Source organism: Vibrio sp. S/42/10, assembly GCF_029890535.1.
GTDB lineage: Bacteria > Pseudomonadota > Gammaproteobacteria > Enterobacterales > Vibrionaceae > Vibrio > Vibrio cyclitrophicus.
In genome coordinates this window covers 34,509-56,512 of record NZ_JAKMZC010000008.1, presented here as the reverse complement: position 1 = coordinate 56,512, position 22,004 = coordinate 34,509, and the positions used below count along the sequence as shown (strand labels likewise).

Sequence of the window (22,004 nt, the reverse complement as noted above, 5' to 3'; positions counted from 1 at the left end):
AAGGACATTAACGTGAAACAGAAAAAACGCTTTATCGCTGGGGCGAGCTGCCCAAGCTGCAACACTCAAGATACTCTTCGCTGGTGGATAGAGAATAATATCGAATTGGTGGAATGTGTTGATTGTAATTTCAATGAGCAGCGGAAACCGAAAACTGTAGAGAAATCTGAACACGCGAATCAAGAAATGATCGGTATTTTTAAACCAGAATGATTGAGTTTCACTAATTCATCCCCATAATACCGGGTGTATAAAATTTATTCCTAGGCTCAACTGTTCGAGCCTAGTCCAAACCTCCTTGGAGCTCTCATGAAAATTGAAAAGAACGTAGTAGTTAGTGTTGCATATCAAGTGAAACTTGAAGATGGCGTAGTAGTTGACCAATCAACTGCAGAAGCTCCACTAGATTACCTTCACGGTCACAACAACCTAATTACAGGTCTTGAAAAAGAGCTTGAAGGCAAAGTTGCTGGTGACAAGTTCTCTGCAACGGTTACTCCAGAAGACGCTTACGGTGAACACAACGACGACCTAGTTCAACGTGTTCCTGCTGACGTATTCCAAGGTGTTGAGCAAATCGAAGTTGGTATGCGTTTCTTAGCGGATACTGACCAAGGTCCAATCCCAGTTGAAGTGACTGAAGTAGATGGCGACGAAGTTGTTGTTGACGGTAACCACATGCTAGCTGGCCAAACTCTAACGTTTGACGTTGAAGTTGTAGCGGTTCGTGAAGCGACTGAAGAAGAAGTTCAACATGGTCACGTACACCAAGAAGGTGGCTGTGGTGATCACGACCATGATCACGAAGGTGGTTGTTGTGGTGGCGAAGGCCATGACCACGGTGAAGAGAAAAAAGAAGGCTGCTGCGGCGGCGGTAGCTGTGGTTCTCACTAATACCGAATGAACGGTTTAGATTAAGAACGCTGAAAACCTCCCTTGTGGAGGTTTTTTCGTATTGGAGCCGAGGCTTGTTTGGATTAACTGTTTATCTAATAAGGCAACCATCCGAAAAAGTTTAGTTTCTACTATCAGACATCGGATCATGGATGTGGTATTGATAGAACAACATTATAAAAATACGTCAGTGGAGAATTCACATGTCACAGCTTTTTTCAATTGCCATTCATGGTGGTGCAGGAACCATCTTGCGAGAGCAAATGAGTGATGAATTAAAAACAGGCATCACAGAAGCTTTAAAAAAATCGGTGTTAGCTGGTTACCAGGTGCTGCAATCGGGCGGTGATGCTGTGGATGCTGTAGTTGCTTCGGTAAAAGTGATGGAAGACAGCCCACACTTTAATGCTGGTAAAGGCTCGGTGCTGACTCATGATGAGTTTGTTGAGATGGATGCTTCTGTTATGCATGGTAGTGAAATGGATGCCGGTGCGGTTGCGGGTGTTCGTCATATCAAGAATCCCATTGAACTTGCACGTGATGTAATGCTGAAAAGCGATCATGTGTTGTTGATTGGTGAAGGCGCTGAGAAGTTCGCCTTTGAGCATGAGTACACCTTCACCGAGCAGGATTACTTCTTTACCGAGCGTCGTTATGACCAACTTCTATCAATGAAAGAGAAGGGCATTTTTGCTTTGTCTGAAGCGAAATATGATGAACAGCAAGCCCATAAATATCCAGATGATAAGAAGTACGGCACGGTTGGCGCCGTGGCGTTAGATCAATCCGGGAACTTAGCTGCAGCAACCAGTACTGGTGGTGTGACCAATAAGAAATACGGTCGTGTGGGAGACTCTCCAATTATAGGCGCAGGCACTATTGCTGAAAATGGCAACGTGGCTGTTTCAACAACAGGTATGGGCGAGTTCTTCCTACGTAAAATGGTCGCCAGTGATGTCGCAGCACGAATGCGTTATCTCAAAGAAGATGTACATACGGCTTGTGAAACTATCATTCAAGGTGAGTTGAAGGCCATGGGTGGAGAAGGTGGCTTGATCGCTATTGATGGCCAAGGTGATATTCATTTTGGCATGAACAGTTCAGGGATGTATCGCGCGAGTGTTGATACTAACGGTTGTGTGGAAGTGAAAATTTATGCTGATGACTAAGCTTTTATTAGCTTAACTAGCTTTAGTTGAATTAGCGAAGATTAAACGAACAAAAGGGCGACAGATAAGCATCTGTCGCCCTTTTAGTTTTCTATGTCCCGTCCTGAAATGAGTTTACACATCGAGGGCGAGAGACTAGCGATATGCGTCACTAGAATCTATTCGTCATTTTGAACTGCGCTTAATAGTGCGGAGGTGGCGTCTCTTCTGATGCGTCAGCTAAGTTGGAGCCGTCCATATTTTTTACTTTACCCACCACGAACTTCATTTGATCTTGCATTCTCGTGATCAACATCTGTTGTTGGCTAAGCGCTTCATTGAGTTCTTCAATGGTTTGTTCTTGGAAAGCCAACTGACATTCTAGGTCATTCACACGGCTTTCTAGTTGTTCAATTCGCTTTTCTGTCATCGTTCTAATCCACATTCCAAGCTTGGGCGATGCCCGCAGAGGTGCCCGATATCACACGGTTCTTTTCATCAAAGGCTGCATCATACACTACCGCACGGGGAGGGCGAGCATCTTTTAGTGGCTCAGCATCGTGACGAGAAATTCGTTTTCCATCTTGAGTATTCCACACACTCACTTGGCTTGATGGCGTACCTGTCACCAGCATACTGCCGTTATCAGAAAAGCGAGCGCTAGAGAATATCAGCTGTCGAGACCAGCTTTGCAATTGCGCTTGAGGTTCACCTGTTTCCAAATCCCATATCATCGCTTGGTTGCCGCCATCGGAAGTAAAAGCTAATTCTCCATCCCGTTGTAGTGCAACTCGTACTACTCTTTGTTCATGCTTGAAGGTACGTAACACTAAGCCTGATTCGGTGTCCCAAAGGTAAGCTTTGTAGTCGTTACCGCCTGATAATGCGTAGCGCCCATTCGAAGAAAGGGAGACTGAATTTACTTTTTCTCTGTGAGCGAGGAACTCAAGACGGCGTCCGGTGACTAAGTCCACATAGATAGCTTTGCCATTAGATAGGCCAAGCAAGACTTTTTCACCATTGCTAGAAATATCGACATCACGAATCAAGCCATCGGAAATAGACCAGAGCCCCTCAGCCTGAGTCCAAGATAAGTCCCAAACGGCGAAGTTCATCTGGCTGGCGGTAATGGCAAAGCGGCCATTGTCTGAGATGCGGATTCGCGATACTTGGTTTTCGGATTGGTCTTGGGGGCCAAGTTGAGCGAGTTCTTTGTTTTGATCTAAATCCCAAAGGAGCAGTTGTTTTTCTTGAGAGTAGAGCAGGGCAAAACGTCCATCTCTGCTGAGTGCAAAGCTGGTGGCGCCATTGGGTTCTATTTCCCAACGCTGTTCATCATCCTGGAAGAAAAAGCAACCATTTAACAAGGTGATGACAATTGTATATAGCAATGAGTGGAAAAATATTCGCATCACATCTAATAATCCGGTTTGTGTCGAAAGACATATGACTAGTATATTGTTATAACTAACGTATTCACACCAATCTAATCATTAGATTTGTGCACAATAACCAATGGCTTGGCCATTAATTGGAGAATTCAATGAAATCAGTTTTAAAAGTATCACTGCTTGCCGCAACGGTTATGCTAGCAGTTGGTTGTCAGAAAGAAGAACCAAAGGCAGAAGCTCCACAGGTTGAAGAAGTTAAAGTAGAAGCAGTAAACTTTAAAACAGAAGATGACAAAGCGGCTTACGCAATCGGTGTATCTTTCGCAAACTACCTAAGCACAAGTATTGATAAGCCAAGTGAGCTAGGCATTAACCTAGACAAAGATATGGTTCTTCAAGGTATCGAAGACGTATTCGCAGAGAAAACAGCACTGAACGAAGAAGAAACTCGCGCTGCTCTTGAAGCTCTAGACAAGCGTGTTGCTGAAACGATGCAAGCACAAGCTGCAGAAAAGTCAGCAGAAGTGAAAAAAGCGGGCGATGAGTTCCGCGCTGAGTTCGCAAAAACTGAAGGCGTAAAGCAAACTGAATCAGGCCTACTTTATCAAGTAATGACTGCTGGTGAAGGTGCTTCTCCAAAAGACACTGATACCGTTCAAGTACACTACAAAGGTACGCTAACAGACGGTACTCAGTTCGACAGCTCTTACGATCGTGGCGAACCAGCAACATTCCCACTAAACCGCGTAATCCCGGGTTGGACTGAAGGCGTACAACTGATGCAAGTTGGTTCTAAGTACAAGTTCGTTATTCCGCCAGAGCTAGCATACGGTGAGCAAGACACACCGACTATCCCTGCTAACTCAACGTTAGTGTTCGAAGTTGAACTATTAAACATTGATAACGCTGAAGCGGCTCCTGCTCAGTAATATCAGTGAGAACTCTTGTTCTCAAATTCGTTGATTGAACAAAAAGCCTAACTTCAAGTTAGGCTTTTTTTATGATTTGAAGGTGAGTATTTGATTTTTAAACTTGTTCTAAATCACTAGTTGCAATGTTAGCTAGGTGTGCAATTAAAATTTTCTGATAAACTTACATAAATTTGTTGATTTTTCACACGAAGGTAAGGAATAAGTGACTACTACAGAAACAGTCAATGCGGACGTGTTACTCGAAATGGAATCAGTCCATGTCATGCCATTCAGTGAACACGATAAAATTATCTTAAGATCTTACGAGGCCGTGGTCGACGGTATCGCGAGCCTGATTGGTCCGTTTTGTGAAATCGTTTTACACTCTCTAGAAGACCTCAATACTTCTGCAATCAAAATTGCCAATGGCGAAAACACAGGTCGTCAGGTTGGATCACCGATCACCGATCTTGCGCTAAAGATGCTAAAAGATATTGAAGGTTCTAAGCGTAACTTCTCTCGTTCATACTTTACTCGCGCTAAAGGTGGAGTATTAATGAAGTCAATCACGGTTGCTATTCGCAATGGTGAAGACCGAGTGATTGGCTTGTTGTGTATTAACGTCAACTTAGATGCACCTTTCTCACAAGTGCTGCAATCTTTTATGCCGACGCAAGATGCTGACGAAGCTGCATCTTCGGTTAACTTTGCTAGTGATGTTGAGGAACTTGTTGACCAAACGGTTGAACGAACCATTGAAGAAATCAATGCAGACAAGTCTGTATCGAACAACACCAAGAACCGTCAAATAGTGATGGAGCTTTACGACAAAGGTATTTTCGACATCAAAGACGCGATTAACCGTGTTGCTGAGCGTTTGAATATCTCTAAGCACACCGTGTACTTGTACATCCGTCAACGTAAAACAGAGGATGAAGAGGGTTGTTAAGTTATACGCTCTTAGTCAATGGACCTGTTTATGGTTCACAATCTGCCAGAAGTGCTTACCAGTTTGCATTGGCTCTACTAAAGCAGGGCCATAAGCTACACAGTGTATTCTTCTATCAAGACGGTGTGAGCAATGGCTCGAATCTCACTGTGCCTGCTAATGATGAATTTGATTTAGCTTCTGAGTGGCAAAAGCTTGCAAGTGAATATGATATTAGCCTTGAAACTTGTGTCGCAGCGGCCTTAAGACGAGGTGTGGTAAGCTCTGAAGAATCTGAGCAACATCAATTAAGCGGTTCTAATCTAGCATCTGGCTTCACTCAAACTGGGTTGGGAAGCTTATCTGAAGCGTTACTAACACAAGATAGGGTGGTGCAGTTTTGAGAAAATTAGCCTTTATATTTAATAGTTTTCCTCACACAACCGCGGCTGGTAGAGAAGGGCTAGATGCATTGCTCGCGGCTTCAGCTTTCAGTGAAGATATTACCGTGTTCTTTGTCGGAGATGGTGTGACACAGCTTCTCAAAGCACAGCAGCCAAGCGAAACACTATCACGTGACTACATCTCTGCATTTAAATTAATGGACCTATACGACATCGAACAGGTGTATGTGTGTCAACGTAGCCTAAATCAATTTGGTTTATCGACGGACAATTTACTGATTGATGTGACGGTTGTTGAAGTGGATCAATTAGCGCGAAAGTTAGCTCAATGCCAACAAATACTGACTTTTTAGGAAACGCTATGCTTCATATTGTAAAATCGGCAGAGAAACTAAAACTCGCATTATTGTATTCCCAACCACAGGATCAGTTTATTTTGGTCGAGGATGCTGTGTATGTTTGCCTTCCAAATCATGAGTTATACACTCAAATTTCTGCAGTTGAAGATGTGTCGGTATTAAAACCGGATCTCGACAGTCGAGGTTTACAACAGTTGGCTTCAAGTTCATTGGCTCAAGTAGACTTCGATGGATTTGTTAAATTAACGGTTTTAAACGACAAATCAGTAACTTGGTAACTATCTTTTATCATTGTGGTCAAAAATAAACCATCCTGAGCTCTAGATGGCTAAAAAAGATCTGTATATTTCTTGACACACCTCCCACTGCTGAATAGAATTTTGCGTCCCTAATTACGACTTGTAATTAGGGATAGATTTTTCACAAAGCTTACTTTCAAGTAAATTTCAGGAGCTAGTTAATGGCAACTATTAACCAGTTGGTTCGCAAACCTCGTGTAAAGCAAGTTGTTAAAAGCAACGTGCCTGCACTAGAAGCGTGCCCACAAAAACGTGGTGTATGTACTCGTGTTTACACTACTACACCTAAAAAACCTAACTCGGCACTACGTAAAGTATGTCGTGTACGTCTAACCAACGGTTTCGAAGTAACTTCGTACATCGGTGGTGAAGGTCACAACCTTCAAGAGCACAGTGTTGTATTAATCCGTGGCGGTCGTGTAAAAGACCTTCCGGGTGTACGTTACCACACTGTTCGCGGCGCGCTTGACTGTGCTGGCGTTAACGACCGTAAACAAGGTCGTTCTAAGTACGGTGTGAAACGTCCTAAGTCTTAATGCATTTTCTTTTTTAAAAGAAAGCGTTAAGTAAGGCCAAACACTATTTTATTTATTATTCTGAAAAGTTTTGGAAAAAACCTGAAGAAGACAACGGAGAATATCCATGCCACGTCGTCGCGTAATAGGTCAGCGTAAGATCCTTCCAGATCCTAAGTTCAAATCTGAATTGCTGGCAAAATTCGTTAACATCCTTATGGTTGACGGAAAGAAATCTACTGCAGAGAAAATTGTTTACACTGCACTAGATTCAATGGCTGAGAAGTCTGGTAAAGACCACTTAGCTGTATTTGAAGAAGCTCTTGAAAATGTTCGCCCAGCGGTAGAAGTTAAATCTCGCCGTGTAGGTGGTTCAACTTACCAAGTACCTGTAGAAGTTCGTCCGGTTCGCCGTAACGCTCTTGCTATGCGTTGGGTAGTTGAAGCTGCGCGTAAGCGTGGTGAAAAATCTATGGCTCAACGCCTAGCTGCTGAAATGCTAGACGCGTCTGAGAACAAAGGTACTGCGGTTAAGAAACGTGAAGACGTTCACCGCATGGCTGACGCAAACAAAGCGTTCGCACATTACCGTTGGTAATACCTTTTTAGTACTGCAAGGTTCCTTGCAGTACTTCTTTAGTTCCTATGCTTATGCTAGGAACTATTGCTATTTCTAGGGCAAGCCTTTTTTAGCGAAGTATCGCCATTAACGCATAATCTAGACATAGCAATAGTCCCTAAGTCTCGAATAAGAGGATTCAACCGTGGCTCGTAAAACTCCTATAGAGCAATACCGAAATATTGGTATCGTTGCTCACGTAGATGCAGGTAAAACAACCACAAGTGAACGTATTCTGTTCTATACCGGTCTTTCTCACAAAATCGGCGAAGTTCACGATGGTGCAGCAACCATGGATTGGATGGAGCAAGAGCAAGAGCGCGGTATTACGATCACTTCGGCTGCAACTACTACGTTTTGGCGTGGTATGGAAGCTCAGTACCCAGACCACCGTATCAATATCATCGATACTCCAGGACACGTTGACTTCACTATTGAAGTAGAACGTTCTCTGCGTGTACTTGATGGAGCCGTTGTCGTGTTCTGTGGCTCGTCGGGTGTTGAACCTCAGTCAGAGACAGTTTGGCGTCAAGCTGATAAGTACCAAGTTCCACGTATGGTTTTCGTTAACAAAATGGACCGTACAGGCGCAGACTTCTTGCGTGTAATTGAACAGATCAAGGACCGCCTAGGCGCGACTCCTGTTCCAATTCAACTGAACATTGGTGCTGAAGATAATTTCCAAGGTGTTGTCGATCTTATCAAGATGAAGGCAATCAACTGGAACGACGCTGATCAAGGCATGACTTTTACGTACGAAGATATTCCAGCAGACATGCAAGAAATGGCTGAAGAGTATCGTACAGAACTTGTTGAAGCAGCTGCAGAAGCATCTGAAGAGCTAATGGATAAGTACCTTGAAGAAGGTGAACTGACTGAAGCTGAAATCAAACAAGGTCTACGTACTCGTACCCTTAGCAATGAAATCGTACTCGCAACTTGCGGTAGTGCGTTCAAAAATAAAGGCGTACAAGCTGTTCTAGATGCCGTCGTTGATTTCCTTCCTTCACCTGTTGATGTACCTGCTATTAAAGGTATCGATGAGAACGAGAATGAAGCAGAGCGTCACGCAGACGACAAAGAACCGTTCTCTGCACTGGCATTTAAAATTGCAACAGACCCATTTGTTGGTACTTTAACTTTCATCCGTGTTTACTCTGGTGTTGTTGAAAGCGGTAAAACGGCTTACAACTCAGTGAAGCAACAACGTGAACGTTTAGGTCGCATTGTTCAAATGCACTCAAACAAACGTGAAGAAGTAAAAGAAGTACGAGCAGGTGACATCGCAGCTATTATTGGCCTTAAAGATGTGACCACTGGTGAAACGCTTTGTGACCAGAACCATAAAATCGTTCTTGAGCGCATGGAGTTCCCAGATCCAGTTATTCAGATCGTTGTAGAGCCGCGCTCTCAAGCTGATCAAGACAAAATGACGATCGCTCTAGGTAAGCTAGCAGCAGAAGATCCATCGTTCCGTGTTGAAACGGATGACGAAACAGGCCAGACACTAATTTCTGGTATGGGTGAACTGCATTTAGATATCATCGTTGACCGCATGAAACGTGAATTTAACGTTAACTGCAACGTTGGTAACCCGCAAGTTGCTTACCGTGAAACCATTCGTGGTACAGCGAAAGCGGAAGGTAAGTTCATCCGCGAACATGGTGGTAAAGGTCAGTACGGTCACGTATGGCTTAAGCTCGAACCATCAGAAGTTGGCGAAGGTTTTGTCTTTGTAGACGAAATTGCCAACGGTATCGTTCCAAAAGAGTTTATCGCTTCAGTTGCTAAAGGTGTTGAAGAGCAGATGAACAATGGTGTACTTGCTGGCTATCCAGTTTTGGATATCAAAGCTACACTATATGATGGTTCTTACCATGAAGTAGATTCAAGTGAGATGGCGTTTACAATCGCTGCCTCTATGGCTTTCAGAACGGGTGCACTTGAAGCGCAACCAGTTCTGCTTGAGCCTATGATGAAAGTTGAAGTAACTACTCCAGAAGACTGGATGGGTGATGTTGTTGGTGATATTAACCGTCGCCGCGGCCTCATTGAAGGTATGGACGAGGGGACAGCTGGCCTGAAGATAATTCGTGCACAAGTTCCGTTGTCTGTCATGTTCGGTTACGCAACTGATTTACGTTCTGCGACACAAGGTCGTGCTTCTTACTCTATGGAGTTTAGTGAGTACGCTGAAGTGCCTAACAATGTTGCAAAAGCAATCATTGCAGAACGTGGTTAAACAAGACGGACGCATTTTTTTTCATTTTTTGAAAGAACAATGCGTCCAAATATTGCGCTAACGAGAGTTGGCGCATAAAATAGCAATTTCTGGCGCGTCTCGCTCAATAATGAACGTGGCGAATCATAACTAGGAAGGAACACGATTGTGTCTAAAGAAAAATTTGAACGTACGAAACCGCACGTAAACGTTGGTACTATCGGCCACGTTGACCACGGTAAAACAACTCTAACTGCTGCTATCTGTACTACTCTTGCAAAAGTGTACGGCGGTGTTGCTAAAGATTTCGCATCTATCGATAACGCTCCAGAAGAGCGTGAGCGCGGTATCACAATCGCAACTTCTCACGTTGAGTACGACACTCCAGCACGTCACTACGCACACGTAGACTGTCCAGGACACGCGGATTATGTTAAAAACATGATCACTGGTGCTGCACAAATGGACGGCGGTATCCTAGTTGTTGCTGCGACTGACGGCCCTATGCCTCAAACTCGTGAGCACATCCTACTTGGTCGTCAAGTTGGTATCCCTTACATCATCGTATTCATGAACAAATGTGACATGGTTGATGACGAAGAGCTACTTGAGCTAGTTGAGATGGAAGTTCGTGAACTTCTTTCTGAATACGACTTCCCAGGTGATGACCTACCAGTAATCCAAGGTTCAGCACTTGGCGCACTAAACGGCGAGAAGCAATGGGAAGACAAGATCGTTGAGCTTGCAGAAGCACTAGATTCTTACATTCCTGAGCCAGAGCGTGCAGTAGACCAGCCGTTCCTACTACCAATTGAAGACGTATTCTCAATTCAAGGTCGTGGTACTGTTGTAACTGGTCGTATCGAGCGCGGTATCCTACGTGTAGGTGACGAAGTAGAAATCGTTGGTATCAAAGAGACTACTCTTACTACTTGTACTGGTGTTGAAATGTTCCGTAAACTGCTTGACGAAGGTCGTGCAGGTGAGAACGTTGGTGCACTTCTACGTGGTACTAAGCGTGATGACGTTGAACGTGGTCAAGTACTTTCTGCGAAAGGTTCAATCAACCCACACACTAAGTTTGAGTCTGAAGTATACGTACTTTCTAAAGACGAAGGCGGCCGTCACACTCCTTTCTTCAAGGGTTACCGTCCACAGTTCTACTTCCGTACAACTGACGTAACAGGCGACATCACTCTACCTGAAGGCGTAGAAATGGTAATGCCAGGTGACAACGTTCAAATGACTGTTGAGCTAATCGCTCCAATCGCAATGGACGAAGGTCTACGTTTCGCAATCCGCGAAGGTGGCCGTACAGTTGGTGCTGGTGTTGTAGCTAAAATCTTCGCTTAATAGCATTTAGATTTTTGCACACTCTTCATTAGAAGAGCACGCATTTAAAAAGGGAAGCTTTAGCTTCCCTTTTTTTGTTTATAAATAAAGCCTTTTCCCGCGCAATACCTCACATCCTTTAAGCTCCTTTTTCAATATATTCCGATTATTTTTCCAACACCACTTGCATACTAAAGTGTGATCTGTATAATGCATCGCACTGGCTAACGCCGGTTTGTGAACCAATGAGCACTGAGGAGTAGGTCTTACCTAGTAATGTATACTCAGCTTATGTTCGCGGTTAATAAAAATAGTAAATCTTGCATTTACTTCAAAAGTTAACTGACAATGCGTCCTGATTTTGGATGCTACGGTTTCACATAAATCAATCGGCATTCTCTCGTTCTTTCGAGCTTGAGTGGCGATATTGTTTGTGTAATTTTTAATAATTGGAGCTCTGTCTCATGCAGAACCAACGTATTCGTATCCGCCTTAAAGCGTTTGATTACAAGCTAATCGATGCTTCAACTGCGGAAATCGTTGAAACAGCAAAACGTACTGGCGCACAGGTTCGTGGTCCTATTCCACTACCTACTCGTAAAGAGCGTTTCACTGTTCTTACCTCTCCACACGTCAACAAAGATGCACGTGACCAGTACGAAATTCGTACTCACAAGCGTTTGATCGACATCGTTGAGCCAACAGATAAAACTGTTGATGCTCTAATGCGTCTTGATCTTGCAGCTGGCGTTGATGTTCAAATCAGCCTAGGTTAAGGGAGATAAGAATAATGATTGGTCTAGTCGGACGTAAAGTGGGTATGACCCGCGTATTTACTGAAGAAGGCGTTTCTATCCCAGTAACTGTTGTTGAGGTTGAAGCGAACCGTATTTCTCAAGTTAAAACTCTTGAGACAGACGGCTACGCAGCAATCCAAGTAACTACTGGTGCTAAGAAAGCTAACCGTGTAACTAAACCTGAAGCTGGTCACTTCGCGAAAGCGGGTGTAGAAGCAGGTCGCGGTCTTTGGGAATTCCGTTTAGAAAACGGCGAAGAGTTTGAAGTTGGCGCTGAGCTAAACGTAGAACTTTTCAACGAAATTAAAAAAGTAGACGTTACTGGTACATCTAAAGGTAAAGGCTTCCAAGGCGCTATCAAGCGTTGGAACTTCTCTACTCAAGATATGACTCACGGTAACTCTTTGTCTCACCGCGCACCGGGTTCAATTGGCCAATGTCAAACTCCAGGCCGCGTGTTTAAAGGCAAGAAAATGGCAGGTCACATGGGTGCTGAGCGTGTAACGACTCAAAACCTAGAGATCGTACGTGTTGACGCTGAGCGCAATCTACTCCTTATTAAAGGTGCAGTACCGGGCTCAACAGGCGGAAACGTGATCGTAAAACCTGCTGTTAAAGCATAACGTCTAGGAGTAAGTAATGGAATTGATGGTTAAAGGTGCTGATGCACTAACTGTTTCCGAGACTACTTTCGGACGTGACTTCAACGAAGCTCTTGTACACCAAGTAGTTGTTGCATATGCAGCAGGTGCTCGTCAAGGTACTCGTGCTCAAAAGACTCGTTCTGAAGTATCTGGCGGTGGCGCTAAGCCATGGCGTCAAAAAGGTACTGGCCGCGCACGTGCTGGTACAATTCGTAGCCCAATCTGGCGTACAGGTGGTGTTACTTTTGCTGCGAAACCACAAGATCACAGCCAAAAAGTAAACAAAAAAATGTACCGCGGTGCTATGAAGAGCATTCTTTCTGAGCTAGTTCGTCAAGAGCGTTTAATCGTTGTTGATAACTTCTCTGTAGAAGCACCAAAAACAAAAGAACTTGTAGCTAAGCTTAAAGAGCTTGAGCTAAGCGACGTTCTGATTGTAACTGGCGAAGTAGATGAAAATCTATTCTTAGCTGCTCGTAACCTATACAAAGTAGATGCACGTGATGTTGCTGGTGTTGATCCAGTATCACTTATCGCTTTCGACAAGGTTCTAATGACTGCTGACGCAGTTAAGCAAGTTGAGGAGATGCTAGCATGATCACTGAAGAGCGTATCTTAAAAGTTCTACGTGCTCCGCACATCTCTGAAAAAGCAACTATGGCAGCTGAGAAAGCGAACACTATCGTTTTCAAAGTAGCTAAAGATGCAACTAAGAAAGAGATCAAAGCAGCTGTAGAAAAGCTATTTGAAGTTGAAGTTAAGTCTGTAAATACTCTTGTATTAAAGGGTAAGACCAAACGTCAAGGTATGCGTGAAGGCCGTCGTTCAGACGTTAAGAAAGCCTACGTTACTTTGAAAGAAGGTCAAGATCTTGACTTCGTTGGCGGCGCGGAATAACAGGAGTAGTAAAAATGGCTATTGTTAAATGTAAGCCGACTTCCCCTGGTCGTCGTCACGTCGTTAAAGTTGTTAACGCTGACCTACACAAGGGTAAGCCATACGCACCACTTCTAGAGAAAAACTCTAAGAACGGTGGTCGTAACAACAACGGTCGTATTACAGTACGTCACATCGGTGGTGGTCATAAGCACCATTACCGTGTAATTGACTTCAAACGTACTAAAGATGGCATCCCAGCGAAAGTTGAGCGTCTAGAATACGATCCAAACCGTAGTGCTAACATCGCTCTAGTTCTGTACGCAGACGGTGAGCGTCGTTACATCATTGCACCTAAAGGTGTTAACGCAGGCGACCAGATTCAATCTGGCGTAGATGCTGCAATCAAAGCAGGTAACACTCTGCCGATGCGCAACATCCCAGTAGGTTCTACTGTACACTGTGTTGAACTTAAGCCTGGTAAAGGTGCTCAACTAGCTCGTTCGGCTGGTGCTTATGCTCAAATCATCGCTCGCGATGGTGCATACGTAACTATCCGTCTACGTTCTGGTGAAATGCGCAAAGTACTTTCTGAAGGTCGTGCAACGATCGGTGAAGTTGGTAACTCTGAGCATATGCTACGTGAACTTGGTAAAGCTGGTGCTTCACGCTGGCGCGGCGTACGTCCAACCGTACGTGGTGTAGTAATGAACCCGGTGGATCACCCACATGGTGGTGGTGAAGGCCGCACATCTGGTGGTCGTCACCCAGTATCTCCTTGGGGCGTTCCTACTAAGGGCTTCAAGACTCGTAAGAACAAGCGCACTGACAAGTACATCGTACGTCGTCGCACTAAATAATTTATAAAGAGGAATCGCCATGCCACGTTCTCTCAAGAAAGGTCCTTTTATTGACCTACACTTGCTGAAGAAGGTAGAGAAAGCGGTGGAAAGCGGAGACAAAAAGCCTATTAAGACTTGGTCCCGTCGCTCAATGATCATCCCAACAATGATTGGTTTGACCATCGCTGTCCATAATGGTCGTCAGCACGTTCCAGTTTTCGTTACCGAAGAAATGATCGGTCACAAACTGGGCGAATTTGCACCAACTCGTACTTATCGCGGTCATGCTGCAGATAAGAAAGCTAAGAAGAAATAAGGAGTAGATGATGGAAGCTTTAGCTAAACATAACTTTGCTCGTATTTCTCCACAGAAAGCTCGCTTAGTTGCAGACCAAATTCGCGGTAAGTCGGTAGACCAGGCTCTAGAAATTCTAACTTTCAGCAACAAAAAAGCTGCTGTATTAGTTAAGAAAGTTCTTGAGTCAGCTATCGCTAACGCGGAACATAACGAAGGTGCAGATATCGACGATCTAAATGTCGCTAAAATCTTCGTAGATGAGGGCCCTATCATGAAGCGTATTATGCCTCGTGCTAAAGGTCGTGCGGATCGTATCTTGAAGCGTTCAAGCCACATCACTATTGTTGTAGCAGATCGCTAAAGACTAGGAGAGTAAGCAATGGGTCAGAAAGTACATCCTAATGGTATTCGTCTTGGCATCGTTAAGCCTTGGAATGCTACATGGTTTGCTAATACCAACGAATTCGCTGACAACCTAGACGGCGACTTCAAGGTACGTCAGTTCCTTACAAAGGAACTACAAAAAGCATCATTATCTCGTATCGTTATCGAGCGTCCAGCTAAGAGCATCCGTGTGACTATTCACACTGCTCGCCCTGGCGTTGTTATCGGTAAGAAAGGTGAAGACGTAGAGAAGCTACGCGCAGCTGTAGCTAAAATCGCAGGTGTACCAGCGCAAATTAACATCGCTGAAGTACGTAAGCCTGAGCTAGATGGTCAGCTTGTAGCTGATAGCATCGCGTCTCAACTAGAGCGTCGTGTTATGTTCCGTCGTGCAATGAAGCGTGCGGTACAAAATGCTATGCGTCTAGGCGCTAAAGGCATCAAAGTACAAGTAGGCGGCCGTCTTGGCGGTGCTGAAATCGCACGTTCAGAGTGGTACCGTGAAGGCCGTGTGCCTCTACACACTCTACGTGCAGACATTGATTACGCAACTTCTTCGGCTCACACTCAATACGGTGTGATCGGCATTAAAGTTTGGATCTTCAAAGGTGAGATTCTAGGCGGTATGCCAGCTGCTAACGCAGTAGAGCCAAAAGGCGATAAGCCTAAGAAGCAGCGTAAAGGCCGTAAGTAAGGAGTCGAACGATGCTACAACCAAAACGTACTAAGTTCCGCAAGGTTATGACTGGTCGTAACCGTGGTCTAGCTAAAGGTACTGAAGTAAGCTTCGGCGAATTCGGTCTTAAAGCTGTTGGCCGTGGTCGTCTGACTGCACGTCAAATCGAAGCGGCACGTCGTGCTATGACACGTCACATTAAGCGTCAAGGTCAAATCTGGATCCGTGTTTTCCCAGACAAACCGATTACTGAAAAGCCTCTTGAAGTTCGTCAAGGTAAAGGTAAAGGTTCAGTTGCGTACTGGGTTGCTCAAATCCAACCAGGCAAAGTTATGTACGAGATGAATGGCGTACCTGAAGAGTTGGCACGTGAAGCGTTCCGCCTAGCGGCACGTAAACTGCCTGTTAAAACTACTTTTGTAACTAAGCAGGTGATGTGATGAAAGCACAAGATCTACGCGAAAAGAACGTTGAAGAGCTTAACGCTGAGCTATTGAATTTGCTACGTGAACAGTTCAACTTGCGCATGCAAGCTGCAACTGGTCAACTTCAGCAAACTCATACTCTAAAAGCTGTACGCCGTGACATCGCACGTGTGAAAACTGTTTTGACTGAAAAGGCAGGCGCATAATGAGCGAAACTAACCGCATCCAGCAAGGCCGTGTAGTAAGTGACAAGATGGACAAGTCTATCGTTGTTGCTATTGAACGTACTGTAAAACACCCGATTTACGGCAAGTTCATCAAACGCACGACTAAAGTACACGCACACGACGAAGACAACACTTGTGGCCTAGGCGACAAAGTTGAAATCGCTGAGTGTCGTCCTCTGTCTAAGACTAAGTCTTGGACATTGGTTAAAGTTCTAGAAAAAGCGAAGATTTAATCTTTGTAATTCTATAACTTATAAGCGGCTCCAAATTATTTTTTGGAGCCGCTTGTTTTTTGTCTACCCAATTTAAAAAAAGGGTGGTACAATTCGCGTCCCTTTTAAAGAGGCAGCCCGACCCGAGAGGGTCTAGTTTTAATATTTAGCGGAGCACTAACAATGATCCAGATGCAAAGTACACTTGACGCAGCAGATAACTCTGGCGCGCGCAAGGTAATGTGTATTAAGGTTCTGGGTGGCTCTCACCGCCGTTATGCACATATCGGTGACGTCATCAAGGTTACAGTGAAGGAAGCGATTCCTCGCGGTAAAGTAAAGAAAGGTGATGTTCTGAAGGCGGTAGTAGTGCGCACCCGTAAAGGCGTTCGTCGCCCAGACGGTTCTGTCATTCGCTTCGACAGTAATGCTTGTGTATTGTTAAATGACACTACTGAGCAACCAGTCGGCACACGTATCTTTGGTCCTGTGACTCGTGAACTTCGTAACGCGAAATTCATGAAGATTGTATCACTAGCACCTGAAGTTCTGTAAGGAGCGGCAACATGGCAGCTAAAATCCGTCGTAATGACGAAGTAATCATTCTTGCTGGTAAAGATAAAGGCAAGAAAGGTAAAGTAACTAAGGTTCTGACAACTGGTAAAGTTATCGTTGAAGGCATCAACCTTGTTAAGAAACACCAAAAGCCGGTTCCGGCTCTAGGTCAACAAGGTGGCATCGTTGAACAAGAAGCAGCTATTGATGCTTCTAACGTTGCTGTTTTTAACGCGGCTACTGGTAAAGCAGACCGTATCGGTTTCCGTATCGAAGATGGCAAGAAAGTTCGTTTCTTCAAATCTAACGGCGAAACTGTTTCTAACTAATTAGAAGTAATTTGGAGTTCTACTATGGCGAAACTGCATGATTACTACAAGTCGTCTGTAGTCGCTGAGCTTACCAAAGAGTTCAGCTACACAAGCGTCATGCAAGTCCCTAGGATTGAGAAAATCACCCTAAACATGGGCGTTGGTGAAGCAATCAACGATAAGAAACTGCTAGAAAACGCAGCAGCTGATATGGCAACGATCTCTGGTCAAAAGCCACTTATCACTAAAGCGCGTAAATCTGTAGCTGGTTTCAAAATTCGTGAAGGCTACCCAATTGGTTGTAAAGTAACCTTGCGTGGTGAGCGCATGTGGGAATTTTTAGAGCGTTTAATCTCTATTGCACTTCCACGTGTACGTGATTTCCGTGGTGTTAGCGCTAAGTCTTTTGACGGTCGCGGTAACTACAGCATGGGCGTTCGCGAGCAAATCATCTTTCCGGAAATCGACTACGATAAAGTCGATCGCGTCCGCGGTCTTGATATCACTATCACGACTTCTGCGGGTTCCGATGAGGAAGGCCGAGCTCTGCTGGCTGCCTTTAACTTCCCATTCCGTAAGTAAGGGTAGGGTTACTGTTATGGCTAAACAATCAATGAAAGCACGTGAAGCTAAACGTGCAAAACTAGTAGCTAAGTTCGCTGAAAAGCGTTCTGCGCTAAAAGTTATCATTAGCGATGTAAACGCATCTGAAGAAGATCGTTGGAATGCGGTTCTTAAACTGCAATCTCTTCCACGTGATTCAAGTGCATCACGTCAGCGCAACCGTTGCAACCAAACTGGTCGTCCACACGGTTACCTACGTAAATTCGGTCTAAGCCGCATTAAGGTTCGTGAAGCTTGCATGAAAGGCGAGATTCCGGGTCTTCGTAAGGCTAGCTGGTAATTGCCACTTAATCATTTGGAGTAAATCTTATGAGCATGCAAGATCCGATTTCGGATATGCTGACCCGCGTTCGTAACGGTCAGGCAGCAAACAAAGTTGCTGTAAAAATGCCTTCTTCAAAGCTTAAAGTTGCAATTGCTGCATTACTTAAAGCTGAAGGTTACATCGTAGACTTCGCTGTTGACAGCGAAGCAAAACCTGAGCTAGAAGTTACTCTTAAGTACTTCCAAGCTAAACCTGTAATCGAGCAAATCAAGCGTGTATCACGTCCTGGTCTAAGAGTTTATAAAAATAAAGACTCTTTACCTACAGTGATGGGTGGTCTTGGTATTGCAGTTGTTTCTACTTCCAAGGGTCTGATGTCTGACCGTGCTGCTCGTAAAGCAGGTCTTGGCGGTGAAATCATCTGTTACGTAGCTTAAGGAGTAGATTATGTCTCGTGTTGCTAAAGCACCTGTCGCTATTCCAGCTGGCGTAGAGGTGAAACTAAACGGCCAAGAAGTTACTGTAAAAGGTAGCAAAGGTGAGCTTACTCGCGTTCTTAACAGCGCCGTAGTTATTGCACAAGAAGAAAACAACCTAACTTTCGGTCCGAAAGAAGGTGTTGCTAACGCATGGGCACAAGCTGGTACAGCTCGCGCTCTAGTTAACAACATGGTTGTGGGTGTTACTGAGGGCTTCACTAAGAAGCTAACTCTTAAGGGTGTTGGTTACCGTGCTGCTATGAAAGGCAACTCTGTAGGTCTAACTCTTGGTTTTTCTCACCCAGTAGAGCACGCTCTACCTGAAGGTATTAAAGCTGAGTGCCCTAGCCAAACTGAGATCATTATTACTGGTTGCGATAAGCAAGTAGTAGGTCAAGTTGCGGCTGACATTCGTTCTTACCGTGCTCCTGAGCCTTACAAAGGTAAAGGTGTTCGTTACGCAGATGAAAATGTGCGTACTAAAGAAGCTAAGAAGAAGTAAGGTATCACTATGGATAAGAAAGCATCTCGCATCCGTCGTGCTACACGTGCACGTCGTAAGATTGCAGAACTTGGCGCAACTCGCTTGGTAGTACACCGTACTCCTCGTCATGTTTACGCACAAGTTATCGCGGCAAACGGCTCTGAGGTTATCGCAGCTGCTTCTACTGTAGAAAAAGCGATCCGTGAGCAAGTTAAGAACACTGGTAACGTTGATGCAGCTAAAGCAGTTGGTAAAGCTGTTGCTGAGCGCGCTCTTGAAAAAGGCGTAGCTTCGGTTGCATTCGATCGTTCTGGTTTCCAATACCACGGTCGAGTAGCGGCGCTAGCAGAATCTGCTCGCGAAGCTGGTCTGAAATTCTAAGGTAGGGTTGGAAGATGGCTAAAGAACAACAACAAGCTAATGATTTGCAAGAAAAGCTGATCGCTGTTAACCGTGTATCTAAGACGGTTAAAGGTGGTCGAATCATGAGCTTCACTGCACTAACAGTAGTTGGTGACGGTAATGGTCGCGTAGGTTTCGGTTACGGCAAAGCTCGTGAAGTACCTGCTGCGATTCAAAAAGCAATGGAAAAAGCGCGTCGTAACATGGTTACTGTTGCGCTTAACGAAGGCACTCTTCACCACCCGGTGAAAGGTCGTCATTCGGGCTCTAAAGTTTACATGCAGCCAGCTGCAGAAGGTACAGGTGTTATTGCCGGTGGTGCAATGCGTGCTGTACTTGAAGTTGCGGGCGTACATAACGTACTTTCTAAAGCATACGGTTCAACGAACCCTATCAATATCGTTCGTGCAACGATTGGTGCTCTAGTAGACGTTAAGTCACCAGAAATGGTTGCTGCTAAACGTGGTCTAACTGTTGAATCTATTTCGGAGTAAGAACACGATGGCAACTATTAAAGTAACTCAAACTAAAAGCTCAATTGGTCGCCTACCTAAGCACAAAGCGTGCCTTAAAGGTCTAGGTCTTCGTCGCATCAACCATACAGTAGAACTTGAAGATACACCGTGCGTACGCGGTATGATCAACAAGGTTTACTACATGGTTAAGATTGAGGAGTAATCAGAATGCGTTTGAATACTCTATCGCCGGCTGCTGGCTCTAAACCTTCTAAGAAGCGTGTAGGTCGTGGTATCGGTTCTGGCCTTGGTAAAACAGGTGGCCGCGGTCACAAAGGTCAAAAGTCACGTTCTGGCGGCTCTGTTCGTCCAGGTTTTGAAGGCGGTCAAATGCCTCTAAAACAACGTCTACCTAAATTCGGTTTCACTTCTCGTAAGAGCCTAGTGTCTGCTGAAGTTCGTCTAGCTGAGCTAGCGAAAGTAACAGGTGACGTAGTTGATCTTAACAGCCTTAAAGCTGCTAACGTTATCACTAAGAACATCGAATTTGTTAAGATCGTTCTTTCTGGTGACCTAAGCAAAGCTGTGACTGTTAAAGGTCTACGCGTGACTAAAGGCGCTAAAGCTGCAATCGAAGCTGCAGGCGGTAAAATCGAGGAATAATCTCGAGGAACGAGGTACAGATGGCTAAGAAACCAGGACAAGATTTTCGTAGTGCTCAGAGCGGCTTAAGTGAACTAAAGTCGCGCTTATTATTCGTAATTGGTGCACTTTTAGTATTCCGAGCCGGCTCTTTTGTGCCGATCCCTGGTATTGACGCAGCTGTACTTGCCGATTTGTTCGATCAGCAAAAAGGTACCATCGTTGAAATGTTTAACATGTTCTCCGGTGGTGCTCTTGAGCGTGCATCTATATTAGCATTGGGTATCATGCCGTACATTTCGGCATCGATCGTAGTCCAATTGCTAACTGTAGTTCATCCAGCGTTAGCGGAACTCAAGAAAGAGGGTGAAGCAGGCCGTCGTAAGATAAGCCAATATACACGCTACGGCACGCTTGTACTTGCAACATTCCAAGCTATTGGTATCGCAACAGGCTTACCAAACATGGTCGACAATCTGGTTGTTATCAACCAAACCATGTTTACGCTTATTGCTACCGTGAGTTTAGTAACTGGTACCATGTTTTTAATGTGGTTAGGTGAACAAATCACTGAGCGAGGAATCGGTAATGGTATTTCCATTCTGATTTTTGCAGGTATTGTTGCTGGATTGCCTTCTGCAATCGGTCAAACAATCGAGCAAGCGCGTCAAGGTGAATTGCATGTGCTTCTTCTGCTGTTGATTGCTGTATTGTCTTTTGCTGTTATTTACTTCGTAGTTTTCATGGAACGTGGTCAACGTCGTATCGTCGTTAACTATGCGAAACGTCAACAAGGTCGTAAAGTTTTTGCAGCACAAAGCTCTCACTTGCCTCTTAAGATTAATATGGCAGGTGTTATTCCAGCGATTTTTGCATCAAGTATTATTTTGTTCCCAGGAACATTAGCGCAGTGGTTTGGTCAAAATGGTGAAAGCAGCGCGTTCGGTTGGTTAACTGACGTGTCATTAGCTCTTAGCCCAGGTCAACCTTTGTATGTAATGCTTTATGCAGCAGCTATAATCTTCTTCTGTTTCTTCTATACAGCGTTGGTGTTTAACCCTCGCGAGACAGCTGATAACTTGAAGAAGTCTGGTGCATTCGTACCCGGTATCCGCCCAGGTGAGCAGACAGCGAAATATATCGATAAAGTGATGACTAGACTAACCCTTGCGGGCGCTCTATACATTACTTTTATATGTCTGATTCCTGAATTCATGATGGTCGCGTGGAACGTTCGTTTCTACTTCGGCGGCACATCACTACTAATCGTAGTGGTAGTTATCATGGATTTCATGGCACAGGTACAGACTCATCTGATGTCACAACAGTATGATTCTGTGTTAAAGAAAGCGAATCTGAAAGGTTACGGCCGTTAATTCGGTAGT

The 22,004-nt window shown here is 44.6% G+C and carries 36 protein-coding genes; 34 read left to right on the top strand and 2 right to left on the bottom strand.

Annotation, left to right across the window (positions count from 1 at the left end; translation table 11 throughout):
* The first annotated feature begins 12 nt into the window (after window positions 1-12).
* From L8S15_RS10860 to L8S15_RS10850, 3 genes are all read left to right on the top strand, one after another.
* Entirely contained in the window at window positions 13-213 is a 201-nt protein-coding gene (locus L8S15_RS10860; protein WP_022570897.1) for a YheV family putative zinc ribbon protein, read from the top strand.
* A gap of 96 nt (window positions 214-309) precedes the next feature.
* Window positions 310-894: a peptidylprolyl isomerase gene (slyD, locus tag L8S15_RS10855; RefSeq protein WP_016783707.1), complete on the top strand. Its 585-nt coding sequence runs from the start codon at window positions 310-312 to the stop codon at window positions 892-894.
* Between the two features lie 203 nt (window positions 895-1,097).
* Complete coding sequence (locus L8S15_RS10850) at window positions 1,098-2,063, top strand: isoaspartyl peptidase/L-asparaginase (RefSeq protein ID WP_016791426.1); 966 nt, start codon at window positions 1,098-1,100, stop codon at window positions 2,061-2,063.
* A gap of 181 nt (window positions 2,064-2,244) precedes the next feature.
* Here the strand turns inward: L8S15_RS10850 and L8S15_RS10845 are convergent, their stop codons facing one another.
* Entirely contained in the window at window positions 2,245-2,472 is a 228-nt protein-coding gene (locus L8S15_RS10845) for a SlyX family protein (RefSeq protein WP_004729640.1), read from the bottom strand.
* Between the two features lie 4 nt (window positions 2,473-2,476).
* Window positions 2,477-3,454 (bottom strand): hypothetical protein, encoded by a 978-nt coding sequence (locus L8S15_RS10840; RefSeq protein WP_280573111.1) that lies wholly within the window; start codon window positions 3,452-3,454, stop codon window positions 2,477-2,479.
* Window positions 3,455-3,585: 131 nt separating this feature from the next.
* Between L8S15_RS10840 and fkpA the strand changes: the two genes are divergently transcribed.
* The 31 genes from fkpA (at window position 3,586) to secY (ending at window position 21,995) form a co-directional block, all read left to right on the top strand.
* Window positions 3,586-4,362: an FKBP-type peptidyl-prolyl cis-trans isomerase gene (gene fkpA / locus L8S15_RS10835; RefSeq protein ID WP_010435176.1), complete on the top strand. Its 777-nt coding sequence runs from the start codon at window positions 3,586-3,588 to the stop codon at window positions 4,360-4,362.
* A 205-nt stretch (window positions 4,363-4,567) separates the two neighbouring features.
* Window positions 4,568-5,293, top strand: coding sequence for a transcriptional regulator (locus L8S15_RS10830; RefSeq protein ID WP_004729851.1), 726 nt, complete (start codon window positions 4,568-4,570; stop codon window positions 5,291-5,293).
* A complete protein-coding gene (gene tusD / locus L8S15_RS10825; RefSeq protein WP_010435174.1) occupies window positions 5,287-5,676 on the top strand; it encodes a sulfurtransferase complex subunit TusD in 390 nt (129 codons plus the stop codon). The genes L8S15_RS10830 and tusD overlap by 7 nt, the downstream gene beginning before the upstream one ends.
* Window positions 5,673-6,029, top strand: coding sequence for a sulfurtransferase complex subunit TusC (tusC, locus tag L8S15_RS10820; protein WP_010435172.1), 357 nt, complete (start codon window positions 5,673-5,675; stop codon window positions 6,027-6,029). The genes tusD and tusC overlap by 4 nt, the downstream gene beginning before the upstream one ends.
* 8 nt (window positions 6,030-6,037) lie before the next feature.
* On the top strand, window positions 6,038-6,313 hold the full coding sequence (gene tusB, locus L8S15_RS10815; protein ID WP_010435170.1) for a sulfurtransferase complex subunit TusB: 276 nt from the start codon (window positions 6,038-6,040) through the stop codon (window positions 6,311-6,313).
* Between the two features lie 182 nt (window positions 6,314-6,495).
* On the top strand, window positions 6,496-6,870 hold the full coding sequence (gene rpsL, locus L8S15_RS10810; RefSeq protein WP_004737194.1) for a 30S ribosomal protein S12: 375 nt from the start codon (window positions 6,496-6,498) through the stop codon (window positions 6,868-6,870).
* A 106-nt stretch (window positions 6,871-6,976) separates the two neighbouring features.
* Window positions 6,977-7,447 carry a 30S ribosomal protein S7 gene (gene rpsG, locus L8S15_RS10805; protein ID WP_010435163.1) on the top strand — a complete coding sequence of 157 codons (471 nt, stop codon included), beginning with the start codon at window positions 6,977-6,979 and terminating at the stop codon, window positions 7,445-7,447.
* 166 nt (window positions 7,448-7,613) lie between these two features.
* Complete coding sequence (fusA, locus tag L8S15_RS10800; RefSeq protein WP_016768003.1) at window positions 7,614-9,710, top strand: elongation factor G; 2,097 nt, start codon at window positions 7,614-7,616, stop codon at window positions 9,708-9,710.
* A gap of 147 nt (window positions 9,711-9,857) precedes the next feature.
* Window positions 9,858-11,042: an elongation factor Tu gene (gene tuf / locus L8S15_RS10795; protein WP_010435158.1), complete on the top strand. Its 1,185-nt coding sequence runs from the start codon at window positions 9,858-9,860 to the stop codon at window positions 11,040-11,042.
* 443 nt (window positions 11,043-11,485) lie between these two features.
* Window positions 11,486-11,797, top strand: a complete 312-nt coding sequence (rpsJ, locus tag L8S15_RS10790) for a 30S ribosomal protein S10 (RefSeq protein ID WP_004736761.1) — start codon at window positions 11,486-11,488, stop codon at window positions 11,795-11,797.
* Window positions 11,798-11,811: 14 nt separating this feature from the next.
* Complete coding sequence (gene rplC, locus L8S15_RS10785; protein WP_004736763.1) at window positions 11,812-12,441, top strand: 50S ribosomal protein L3; 630 nt, start codon at window positions 11,812-11,814, stop codon at window positions 12,439-12,441.
* 16 nt (window positions 12,442-12,457) lie between these two features.
* On the top strand, window positions 12,458-13,060 hold the full coding sequence (gene rplD / locus L8S15_RS10780) for a 50S ribosomal protein L4 (RefSeq protein ID WP_004738803.1): 603 nt from the start codon (window positions 12,458-12,460) through the stop codon (window positions 13,058-13,060).
* Window positions 13,057-13,359: a 50S ribosomal protein L23 gene (rplW, locus tag L8S15_RS10775; RefSeq protein ID WP_004736765.1), complete on the top strand. Its 303-nt coding sequence runs from the start codon at window positions 13,057-13,059 to the stop codon at window positions 13,357-13,359. Before rplD ends, rplW begins: the two co-directional genes overlap by 4 nt.
* A 14-nt stretch (window positions 13,360-13,373) precedes the next feature.
* Window positions 13,374-14,198, top strand: a complete 825-nt coding sequence (rplB, locus tag L8S15_RS10770; protein WP_010435149.1) for a 50S ribosomal protein L2 — start codon at window positions 13,374-13,376, stop codon at window positions 14,196-14,198.
* Window positions 14,199-14,217: 19 nt separating this feature from the next.
* On the top strand, window positions 14,218-14,496 hold the full coding sequence (gene rpsS, locus L8S15_RS10765; protein WP_004736729.1) for a 30S ribosomal protein S19: 279 nt from the start codon (window positions 14,218-14,220) through the stop codon (window positions 14,494-14,496).
* Window positions 14,497-14,506: 10 nt separating this feature from the next.
* A complete protein-coding gene (rplV, locus tag L8S15_RS10760; protein ID WP_004736732.1) occupies window positions 14,507-14,839 on the top strand; it encodes a 50S ribosomal protein L22 in 333 nt (110 codons plus the stop codon).
* An 18-nt stretch (window positions 14,840-14,857) separates the two neighbouring features.
* Window positions 14,858-15,556, top strand: a complete 699-nt coding sequence (gene rpsC / locus L8S15_RS10755; RefSeq protein WP_004736734.1) for a 30S ribosomal protein S3 — start codon at window positions 14,858-14,860, stop codon at window positions 15,554-15,556.
* Window positions 15,557-15,567: 11 nt separating this feature from the next.
* Window positions 15,568-15,978 (top strand): 50S ribosomal protein L16, encoded by a 411-nt coding sequence (gene rplP, locus L8S15_RS10750; RefSeq protein WP_004736736.1) that lies wholly within the window; start codon window positions 15,568-15,570, stop codon window positions 15,976-15,978.
* Window positions 15,978-16,169 (top strand): 50S ribosomal protein L29, encoded by a 192-nt coding sequence (gene rpmC, locus L8S15_RS10745; protein ID WP_004736737.1) that lies wholly within the window; start codon window positions 15,978-15,980, stop codon window positions 16,167-16,169. The genes rplP and rpmC overlap by 1 nt, the downstream gene beginning before the upstream one ends.
* Window positions 16,169-16,423 (top strand): 30S ribosomal protein S17, encoded by a 255-nt coding sequence (rpsQ, locus tag L8S15_RS10740; RefSeq protein WP_004736739.1) that lies wholly within the window; start codon window positions 16,169-16,171, stop codon window positions 16,421-16,423. Before rpmC ends, rpsQ begins: the two co-directional genes overlap by 1 nt.
* A 162-nt stretch (window positions 16,424-16,585) precedes the next feature.
* The gene (gene rplN, locus L8S15_RS10735) at window positions 16,586-16,957 is read left to right on the top strand and encodes a 50S ribosomal protein L14 (protein WP_004736740.1); all 372 of its coding nucleotides are present in this window, start codon (window positions 16,586-16,588) and stop codon (window positions 16,955-16,957) included.
* Between the two features lie 11 nt (window positions 16,958-16,968).
* Complete coding sequence (rplX, locus tag L8S15_RS10730) at window positions 16,969-17,286, top strand: 50S ribosomal protein L24 (protein ID WP_004738792.1); 318 nt, start codon at window positions 16,969-16,971, stop codon at window positions 17,284-17,286.
* Window positions 17,287-17,310: 24 nt separating this feature from the next.
* Window positions 17,311-17,850, top strand: a complete 540-nt coding sequence (gene rplE / locus L8S15_RS10725) for a 50S ribosomal protein L5 (RefSeq protein ID WP_004738790.1) — start codon at window positions 17,311-17,313, stop codon at window positions 17,848-17,850.
* Window positions 17,851-17,866: 16 nt separating this feature from the next.
* A complete protein-coding gene (gene rpsN / locus L8S15_RS10720; RefSeq protein ID WP_004738789.1) occupies window positions 17,867-18,172 on the top strand; it encodes a 30S ribosomal protein S14 in 306 nt (101 codons plus the stop codon).
* Window positions 18,173-18,201: 29 nt separating this feature from the next.
* Entirely contained in the window at window positions 18,202-18,594 is a 393-nt protein-coding gene (gene rpsH / locus L8S15_RS10715) for a 30S ribosomal protein S8 (RefSeq protein WP_009847785.1), read from the top strand.
* A 10-nt stretch (window positions 18,595-18,604) separates the two neighbouring features.
* Window positions 18,605-19,138 carry a 50S ribosomal protein L6 gene (gene rplF, locus L8S15_RS10710; RefSeq protein ID WP_010435141.1) on the top strand — a complete coding sequence of 178 codons (534 nt, stop codon included), beginning with the start codon at window positions 18,605-18,607 and terminating at the stop codon, window positions 19,136-19,138.
* 9 nt (window positions 19,139-19,147) lie between these two features.
* Window positions 19,148-19,501, top strand: a complete 354-nt coding sequence (rplR, locus tag L8S15_RS10705; protein ID WP_004738784.1) for a 50S ribosomal protein L18 — start codon at window positions 19,148-19,150, stop codon at window positions 19,499-19,501.
* A gap of 14 nt (window positions 19,502-19,515) precedes the next feature.
* The gene (gene rpsE, locus L8S15_RS10700; RefSeq protein WP_004738783.1) at window positions 19,516-20,016 is read left to right on the top strand and encodes a 30S ribosomal protein S5; all 501 of its coding nucleotides are present in this window, start codon (window positions 19,516-19,518) and stop codon (window positions 20,014-20,016) included.
* 7 nt (window positions 20,017-20,023) lie between these two features.
* A complete protein-coding gene (rpmD, locus tag L8S15_RS10695) occupies window positions 20,024-20,200 on the top strand; it encodes a 50S ribosomal protein L30 (RefSeq protein WP_004736756.1) in 177 nt (58 codons plus the stop codon).
* A gap of 5 nt (window positions 20,201-20,205) precedes the next feature.
* Complete coding sequence (gene rplO, locus L8S15_RS10690) at window positions 20,206-20,640, top strand: 50S ribosomal protein L15 (RefSeq protein ID WP_004736758.1); 435 nt, start codon at window positions 20,206-20,208, stop codon at window positions 20,638-20,640.
* A 20-nt stretch (window positions 20,641-20,660) separates the two neighbouring features.
* Window positions 20,661-21,995, top strand: a complete 1,335-nt coding sequence (secY, locus tag L8S15_RS10685) for a preprotein translocase subunit SecY (protein ID WP_004738781.1) — start codon at window positions 20,661-20,663, stop codon at window positions 21,993-21,995.
* Window positions 21,996-22,004: the final 9 nt, after the last annotated feature.